Below are 7644 nucleotides of genomic sequence, written 5' to 3' on the forward strand. Positions count from 1 at the left end.
CCTAAGGCGGCGCGGTGGTGCGGTGGCTGAGCTTGTCGAAGCCCCGCACCGCTGCGCCGCCACCCTCCGCTGGCTTCGACAAGCTCAGCCAGCGGAGGGGCAGCGCACTCACGCTGTTTCTCTCCGTGCCACTGGCCTGCGGGCCATGAGGTACTCAGAGTGACAAAGTAATGGGGTACGCAACAAAATCTGCTTCCCTTAGTCGGCTCCCATCGCTGCCAAAGACCTCAGCCGACTAACGTCGGCACTACGATGCCTGCGAATATGTACTATTCAGCATGACAGGCTGCTGGGATACGTAACAATTTCTGCTTCCCTTAGAGGCTTTTTGAAAGGTTTGTTCGTGGGAATAGATTCTGAGCCGTGCCGCTTGGCTTCGACAAGTTCAGCCAGCGTCTTTGCGAGGATGCGAAAACGTGATGTCCTCGCGTCCTCGCGTCCTCGCGTCCTCGCGTCCTCACGTGCTCGCGTCCTCGCGTCCTCGCGTCCTCGCGTCCTCGCGTTCTCGCGTCCTCGCGTTCTCGCGTTCTCGCGTCCTCGCGTCCTCGTGTCCTCACGTCCTCGCGTCCTCGTGTCCTCGTGTCCTCACGTCCTCGCGTGCTCGCGTCCTCGCGTGCTCGCGTCCCTTTTCCAACTTCTCCTGCTCTGCTGCCTCACCCTGGCGCTGAGTGGCTGTGGTGCTATGCTCACAGCGAGCGAATTGGTGGGGGCGGGGGGCGGCAGCCCGCATCAGGTGGTCGAGAGCTTTCTCGAAGATCTCAATGCGGCGCTCAATGATCCGGCGTTGACGGACATCGAGGTCCGACGGGGTTGGGCTGAACGCTTGGCCAGCCACTTTGCGCCGAGTGAGCGCGTGGATCAACGGGCTGCGTTGGGGCTGATGTTGGCCCGCTTCGCTCATGGTGCGGCCAATCCTGCGGTGGGGGCCTATGCAACCCTTGAAGTCAGCTTTTCTGGCACTGAGGTGATCGAGCGGCATGAAGACCGCGCCCTCGTGCGCGTTGTGGATGGCCAACTGATCCTGCGCTTCTATAATGCTGAGGGCGATCTGCTGCGCGAGCGCACGGGTGGCCTGATTGATCTCATTGGTGAACAGCGTGGAGCGTTGCCGACTTTGCAGGTTGGGGGGAGTTGGTTTATGACTGAGGGGTGAGTATTTTTAGGATACAGAAAGGAGGAGATAGGAAATAGGGCAATAGCGCATGCGGAAATAGAGTTTGGGACTATCTCCGTGGCGCACAGATGTCGCAGCCGTTGCGACAGGGGGCGATGCGCTGGCCAAAGTGGGCCGCAAGCGAACGGTGACGGCAGTCGGCGCTGCGGGCATAGTTGGCCATTGCTTCGATGCGCTGCTCTTGGCGCTCACGATAGTCGCGTAGCAGTTGGTCAATGCGCTTGGCTACATCGTCTGGGGCGGGCAGCAGTTCAACCAAGGGTAACCGTGGGCCACCACGCAAGCGCAGGTAGCCACTATCTTGCCACTGCAACAGGTGGCTCTCGATCTCGGCAGCGGGCATGCCGGTTCGTTCGGCCAACAAGAGCAGATCAACCTCCACTGGCTCACCTTCACTCAACCCGGCCAGTTGCGCCACTTGGCTCGCTTGGTCATCAGGGGCAGGTAGGCCACTCAGAGTCAGGGTCGCAAACTCCGGGCTGTCAAAGTGGCGGCGCAGTAGCCCCACCCGCTCCAGCATGCTCAAACCTACCCGCACAAGGCTTTCGCTATCGCCCGGCAGCGCCCGCTGCAACTGCGTCAGATCAAGCACATCACAAGGGCCGCGCATCAGCCGCCGCAGCGCCTTGAAGAGCTCACGCAGATCGTCGCGGGTCAGCGCCTCCTCGTTGAGCCACGTACTCAAACGCCCTTTATCGCTCGCCGCGTAGAGCAACACACAAACCGCGGGCTGTCCGTCCCGCCCGGCCCGGCCCGCCTCTTGGTAGTAGGCTTCCATTGATTGGGGCAGGTTATAGTGGACAATCGCCCGAATGTCGGGTTTATCAATGCCCATACCAAAGGCAACCGTTGCAACCAAGACGCGAGTTTGGCCACGCATAAAGCGCTCTTGGCAGGTCGCGCGGTCGTTCACTTGGGCATGGTAGTGGTCGGCCACAATCCCCGCTTGACGCAGCCCCTCGGCCAACTCTTCGCAACTCTGGCGCGAACGGGCATAGACAATGATTGGGCCATTGATGCGCCGACACATGTCGAGCAGCGCCTTGAACTTATCGTCGCGGTTGCCCGCCCGCACCACCTGGAAGTAGAGGTTAGGCCGGTAGACCGAAGCAATTACCCGCTCACACGCCCCCAGACTAGCCACAATCTCCGCTTGGGTCTCACGTGAGGCGGTGGCGGTCAGGGCCAAGACCGGCGGATTGCCCAGTTCCTCAATGGCGCGCCCGATGAAGAGGTAGTCAGGGCGGAAACTCGTGCCCCAGAGGCTCAGGCAGTGAACCTCATCAACCACGACCCGCGCCACGCCACAGCGTTTGAGCGCGTGGAGGAAGGCGCGCTGGCGCAAACGTTCGGGCGCAATATAGACCAAGCGATACTGGCCGTTGCCAATGGCGCGCAGGCGCGCCCCCAATTCACTTGCGCTAAGCGAAGAGTTGATCAAGGTTGCATAGGGGCGCGCCTGGTCGGGCAGGCCATCGAGCTGATCCTTCATCAAAGCGATCAGCGGGCTTACCACCACCGTTGGCTGGGGCAGCAGCAGCGCGGGCAACTGGTAGGTAAGCGACTTCCCCGCGCCCGTTGGCATAACTGCTAACGTCGGCACCCCAGCGAGCATACTCTGGATCACGCGGGCCTGATTGGGGCGAAAATCATCAAGCCCAAAGATGTCGCGCAGGGTCGCATAGGCTTCTTCGGGCAGGGCCGGGCTACTCGTCTCATTCGGCTCCGGTGCCACCTCCTGTAACGTCTCGGCCACAGGCATAGCATGGAGCTTCAGGCTCTGGATGGTCGTGGCGCGATCGGCCTGCTCTTGGGTTGCCAGTTGGCTGCGGAGCGCCTGGATCGCCGCCGTATCCTCAGCCAACTCAGCGGCACGCAGCAGCAATTGGAGATCGGCGGTCACCGGGGTATAGCCGGGGCGCAGCATGAGCGCATCAATCAAGCCGCGCGCCACTTCCGCCTCACCCTGATCGAGGGCCAATTCAGCCTGACGGCGAATCGGGGCCAAGGAGAGCGGATCAAACTCTGCTGCCTGAGCATACGCAGTGGCCGCATGGTCAAACAGCGTCTGCGCCCGCAGCGCATCGCCGCGCAGCAACAGCGTATAGAAAGGCTGCTCCTCCTCCGCCAGCATCGCTGTCAGCATCTGGTCAAGCTCAGTAAAGCGATGGGCATCGAGCAATGCCCGCAGGCGCAACTGGCGGCGGGAGTTACTCGGACTTCGTTCAGCATCAAGCGCATCAAGCAGCGTCAGCGCCTCGGCCCCCTGGCCCAACTCAACCAAGACACGCGCCCGCCCCTCGCGCAGCGTCACCGCTGTTGGTTGCACCTCCAGCCAGAGATCAAAATAGGCCAACAGCGTCTCATAGTAGCCCCAACGATTGAGGTAGGTCACCAAACGCTTACGCGCATCACCCACCACCAGCGCCAACGTCGCAGCGGGCAGATTGAGGAGTGGATTGTGATCAGAGTTTACCATATGGTGTCACGTTAACCAAAGTGGATTAGCAATAAAGAGCTCTATCATAGTGCTTATGGTATCATACTAAGGGAAGCATACAGGCTACAGGTTACAGCTTGTTGGGGCTACGCCCCAAGCTCATGGTTTGCTGTCGTGTTGGTGGTGCTGCCACCAACACGACAGCAAAACCAGCTTTGGGGGAGGCACAGCATCCCCAAAACCCCACCGAAAGAGGAACATATGCTCAACGAAGATATGGTACGCGCCGCGCTCAAGAACGTGATTGACCCCGAAATCGGGCTCGACATCGTGAATCTTGGGCTTGTCTACCGGATTGATGTGCTGGACGAGGGGAGCAAGGTGGATATTGATATGACCCTCACGACCCCGGCTTGCCCGGCTGGCCCGCAGATTTTGGATCAAGCCAAGCGTGAGGTCATGGCCCTCAGTGAAGTCTACAAAGGGCTTGAAGATGTGAAGATTAACCTAGTCTGGACACCCTTCTGGAACCCGTCGCTCATGAGCGAAGAGGCGCGCGATGAGTTGGGGTTTTTCTAACGTAGGTTAACCCAAGATATCATCCACCTCCAGCTCTAACCCGCTTACGCCATGGGCTGTAATACATGCGCCACGGCTATAGGTCTGCTTACTGCCATATTGGTCGCCGATTGGATGGTAGTACTGCTCGATCTGCTGTTGCGCGAGCGCCACAAGCCAGACTTCGGCGATACCCGCAGCAGCATAGAGCGGCAGCTTGATGCTACGGTCGTAGCTGTTGGTTGGATCGGCCACCTCAACGACAAGCAAGACCTCAGATGGAGTGGGATGGGCTGTGGCGTAATAGTCGTGGCGTGGGTGCAGCATCAGTACATCGGGCTGGGGTTCGCTCTGCGCCCCTAGCCTGATGGGGTTTTGAACGCTGATCAGATAGCGTCCAACGAGCAAGCGATTGAGCAAGGTGTTGAGGCGCAGCACCACAGCGGCATGGAGCGGGCCAATCGGACTCATGTGGACAATCCTTCCATCAAGCAACTCAAGCCGCTCGTCCGGATCAAAGAGCCCAGATTGGGCCATGCGCTCATACTCTTCGACGCTGAAGCGCCGAGTGATGGGGTGTACTGCACGTGACTCAAGGGTTGAGGTAGTCATTTTTTCTGTGAACCTTGCCTAGCGCTAACAAACCTTTTTGCACGCTTTCGCGGCTATTCCATGCTCCTACACCCTACCTACACCCTAGCCACGTTCGGCCTGATTCACCCACGCCTGCACCGCATCCAGACTGGTCAGATCAAACAGCGCGGCACTCAAGGCCAGCAGGCGTTTGGAGGGCATGGCCATAAGCTGTTGGTGCAATGCTGCGGGCACTGGCCCGAAACGGTGTTCGAGTTGGTAGAGCAGGAGATCGCAGCGCCCTTTCTCGATGCCCTTCTGTTCCCATTCAGAAATAAGTTCCACCACTGACTCCTTGGTGTGAGCCTGCCAGGTTGCCACATCCGCATTGAATTGTGCGGTCTCGTGGACATTGAGTGGCAGGTAGATGCTGATAAAGGCGGCGAGCATGCGCCGCGCTTCGCTGTTACGGGTGACCCTCATCAACTGTTTGAGCGCGGCGGCTTTGACTTGCCAACGCTCGTGGCGGGCGATACGCATGCGTGCCATCAAGGCGGCAGCGAGCGGGTTGGGATGACCGAGATAGTCGCGCCAATCCAAGCGATTTAATTGTACCACTTGGTATTCAAAGTTGAGGATGTTTCGCGTGCCGATGCTCAACTGGTGTCGCTGTGTCGCCATCCGCAGTGGCGATGGATAGGAGCAAAGCACCACCGGACAGACGGGATGGTCGTAATGGTTGTAGAAACGGGCAAAGTAGCGAAACATGCGCTGATCAAGCACGTCGTCGTGTTGCGCTTGATGTTCAAGGTGGATCAAGATGGTACCTGGGCTATCTCTGATCTTGGCGTGCACCAAGAGATCTGCGGTGCGTCGATCAGGATCGAGGAGATTGACAAACGATTCGGTCGGTAACAGACGCAACTCGTGGGGATCGATCAACACCAACAAATCGGGCGCAAAGAGTTCAAAGAACTCGATCAGAAAGGCGCTTAATAGTTGCTTGAAGATGCCGTCATGGTCAAGGCGCATAATGTCGTTGCTCCTGTAGAGATGCGTTTAGGTCACACTACTGCGTGGCAGCATGGTGAACATCCTGCTGCCTCATGTCCTCGCTTCTCCCCCGCCGAAATAGAGCCCTCATACTATATACCGTCGCAAGAGGCAAAAAGTTACGGTTTTGGTCGGAAACGACAAGCCCCAGACCTGCTCTGTGGTCTGGGGCTGCGGCTTGTTCGCATGTTTCTTGTAGCAGTGCGTGTTAGAGCGGCCTATGACGCCCAATTGCCAGCAACCAGCGCACCCCAAAACCAAGGGTGAGTAGTAGGATTGCACTGAGGAGCATGAGCCCTTGGTTGGTGTGGCTACCCGCAGTGATGGGTAGGTATACGGGTATCTCCGGGCTGATTGGGGGTTGCTCTGGGCTTACGGGGGGCGTTGGCTCCGTTGTTTGCTCTGGGCTTACGGGGGGCGTTGGCTCGGTTGCTTGCTCTGAGTCGCCTGGGCTTGGCTGTGGTGGGCTACGTAGGGCGAGGTGCTGTACGACCGTCGCGCCTGGTAGTAATGCCACTGTGATCGGCCCTTGGGCCGCTGTACCTTGCATTGCTGTGGGTAATAATTCGATGGTGTAGTTGCCCGTAGGCAGTCCCTCAATATTGTAGTTGCCATCACTGTTGCTGCTGGTTACATGGGTTCCTACCTGCACTGCTACCCCTGCCACTGGTGCCCCAGTTGTCAGATCAATCACCGTACCCGTGATCCGCCCTGCGGGGAGTGGGGTTGGACTCGGCTGCGGGGCCGGGTCGGGTTGCGCTGGTGGTGGTGGCCCTACCGGCGTGGCTGTGGCGGGCAGCGGTGTGGCTGTCGCGGGCGGTGGCGTGGCTGTCGCGGGCAGCGGTGTGGCTGTCGCGGGCAACTCTGAAGTCGGAAGCTCCGGCATAGGGGTCAAGGTCGGGCGCGGTGGTAGCTCGTCATCGCCCTGTGCGGCTAAGGGTGCTGCGTAGGGCAGGCTCGCCAGCAGCAAAAGCATAAGGCCGCTGCTGATCATGATGGTGCTGAGTAGCCGTTGCATATGAGGGTTGTTTCCTTAGAGGCTGTCTGAAAAGTCTATGGGTTGGCGTTGGAGTGCCGGCTTCAGCCGGCTAAAGCCGGCACTCCAGCGTGTGCCCTCCGGCTTTTCAGACAGCTTCTTACATAACGAGGCGAGGATGGGAGCGCTTGGCGCTCCCATCCTCGCCTGCACCTACCTAACGACAGGCCGTGTCGGTAAGCCATCCTGCTGTACGAGGCTTGGGCGTAGCATGGGCTGCCACGGAGCGTGGGGCGGATTGGTGCCTTCAACCTGTAGCCCTTCGATCACGCCAAGGTTGTTGTGTTCATCAAGCTCATGGATGGTACCACGGTTGCCCACGATGTTCCAACTGTCAGCATAGGCATAGATGCGCTCTGTACCCACTGGTAGCCAGCCGAGCCAATAGCTGCGCGTTGGGTCGTAGCCCTCCGCTGTACTCAGAGTGATGCTTTCGCCGGGCTGCAGGATGGTGCGTACTGGCCAGGTCATGCCTACACATGGCGTGATAGCACAGCGATCATGCCAGAGTTGATTGATCTGTGGCGTGCTGCTGGGATTGACATAAAGATCAACCCAGAAGAAGGCTTCGGTTGGCCCAGGGCCTTGGTTCGTCACCGTTACCGTGATAGTCACTGGTGTGCCTGCATTGAGATTCGGGCCTTCAGGCGTGATCTGCAGCGCACTCACGGTCAGATCTGCCTGCCCAGGCCGTGCCACGAGAGGCAAATAGACCCTGTTTAGTGTGGGTTGTGGCTCCGGGGTGGGCTCCGGGGTGGGCTCCGGGGTGGGCTCCGGGGTGGGCTCCGGGGTGGGCTCCGGGGTGGGCTC

The 7644-nt window shown here is 59.4% G+C and carries 7 protein-coding genes; 2 read left to right on the forward strand and 5 right to left on the reverse strand.

Annotated features, from left to right (window positions below):
- Positions 1–613: 613 nt before the first annotated feature.
- Positions 614–1153 (forward strand): hypothetical protein, encoded by a 540-nt coding sequence (locus tag CJ255_RS20200; RefSeq protein WP_124682028.1) that lies wholly within the window; start codon positions 614–616, stop codon positions 1151–1153.
- Between the two features lie 70 nt (positions 1154–1223).
- Here the strand turns inward: CJ255_RS20200 and CJ255_RS20205 are convergent, their stop codons facing one another.
- Positions 1224–3653, reverse strand: coding sequence for a RecQ family ATP-dependent DNA helicase (locus tag CJ255_RS20205; protein WP_245863622.1), 2430 nt, complete (start codon positions 3651–3653; stop codon positions 1224–1226).
- Between the two features lie 222 nt (positions 3654–3875).
- Here CJ255_RS20205 and CJ255_RS20210 point away from each other — a divergent pair, with 222 nt between their 5' ends.
- Positions 3876–4193, forward strand: coding sequence for a metal-sulfur cluster assembly factor (locus tag CJ255_RS20210; RefSeq protein ID WP_097645888.1), 318 nt, complete (start codon positions 3876–3878; stop codon positions 4191–4193).
- Positions 4194–4199: 6 nt separating this feature from the next.
- On the opposite strand, the gene CJ255_RS20215 is transcribed toward CJ255_RS20210, so the two are convergent.
- The 4 genes from CJ255_RS20215 to CJ255_RS20230 form a co-directional block, all read right to left on the reverse strand.
- The gene (locus tag CJ255_RS20215) at positions 4200–4784 is read right to left on the reverse strand and encodes a Uma2 family endonuclease (protein WP_097645889.1); all 585 of its coding nucleotides are present in this window, start codon (positions 4782–4784) and stop codon (positions 4200–4202) included.
- 84 nt (positions 4785–4868) lie between these two features.
- Positions 4869–5777 (reverse strand): DUF4351 domain-containing protein, encoded by a 909-nt coding sequence (locus CJ255_RS20220; protein WP_097645890.1) that lies wholly within the window; start codon positions 5775–5777, stop codon positions 4869–4871.
- Positions 5778–6006: 229 nt separating this feature from the next.
- On the reverse strand, positions 6007–6816 hold the full coding sequence (locus tag CJ255_RS20225; RefSeq protein WP_097645891.1) for a carboxypeptidase regulatory-like domain-containing protein: 810 nt from the start codon (positions 6814–6816) through the stop codon (positions 6007–6009).
- Between the two features lie 171 nt (positions 6817–6987).
- On the reverse strand, positions 6988–7644 hold a 657-nt coding region (locus CJ255_RS20230; protein WP_281257228.1), incomplete at its 5' end, for a CARDB domain-containing protein.

It is taken from the genome of Candidatus Viridilinea mediisalina, assembly GCF_002532535.1.
Classification (GTDB): domain Bacteria; phylum Chloroflexota; class Chloroflexia; order Chloroflexales; family Chloroflexaceae; genus Viridilinea; species Viridilinea mediisalina.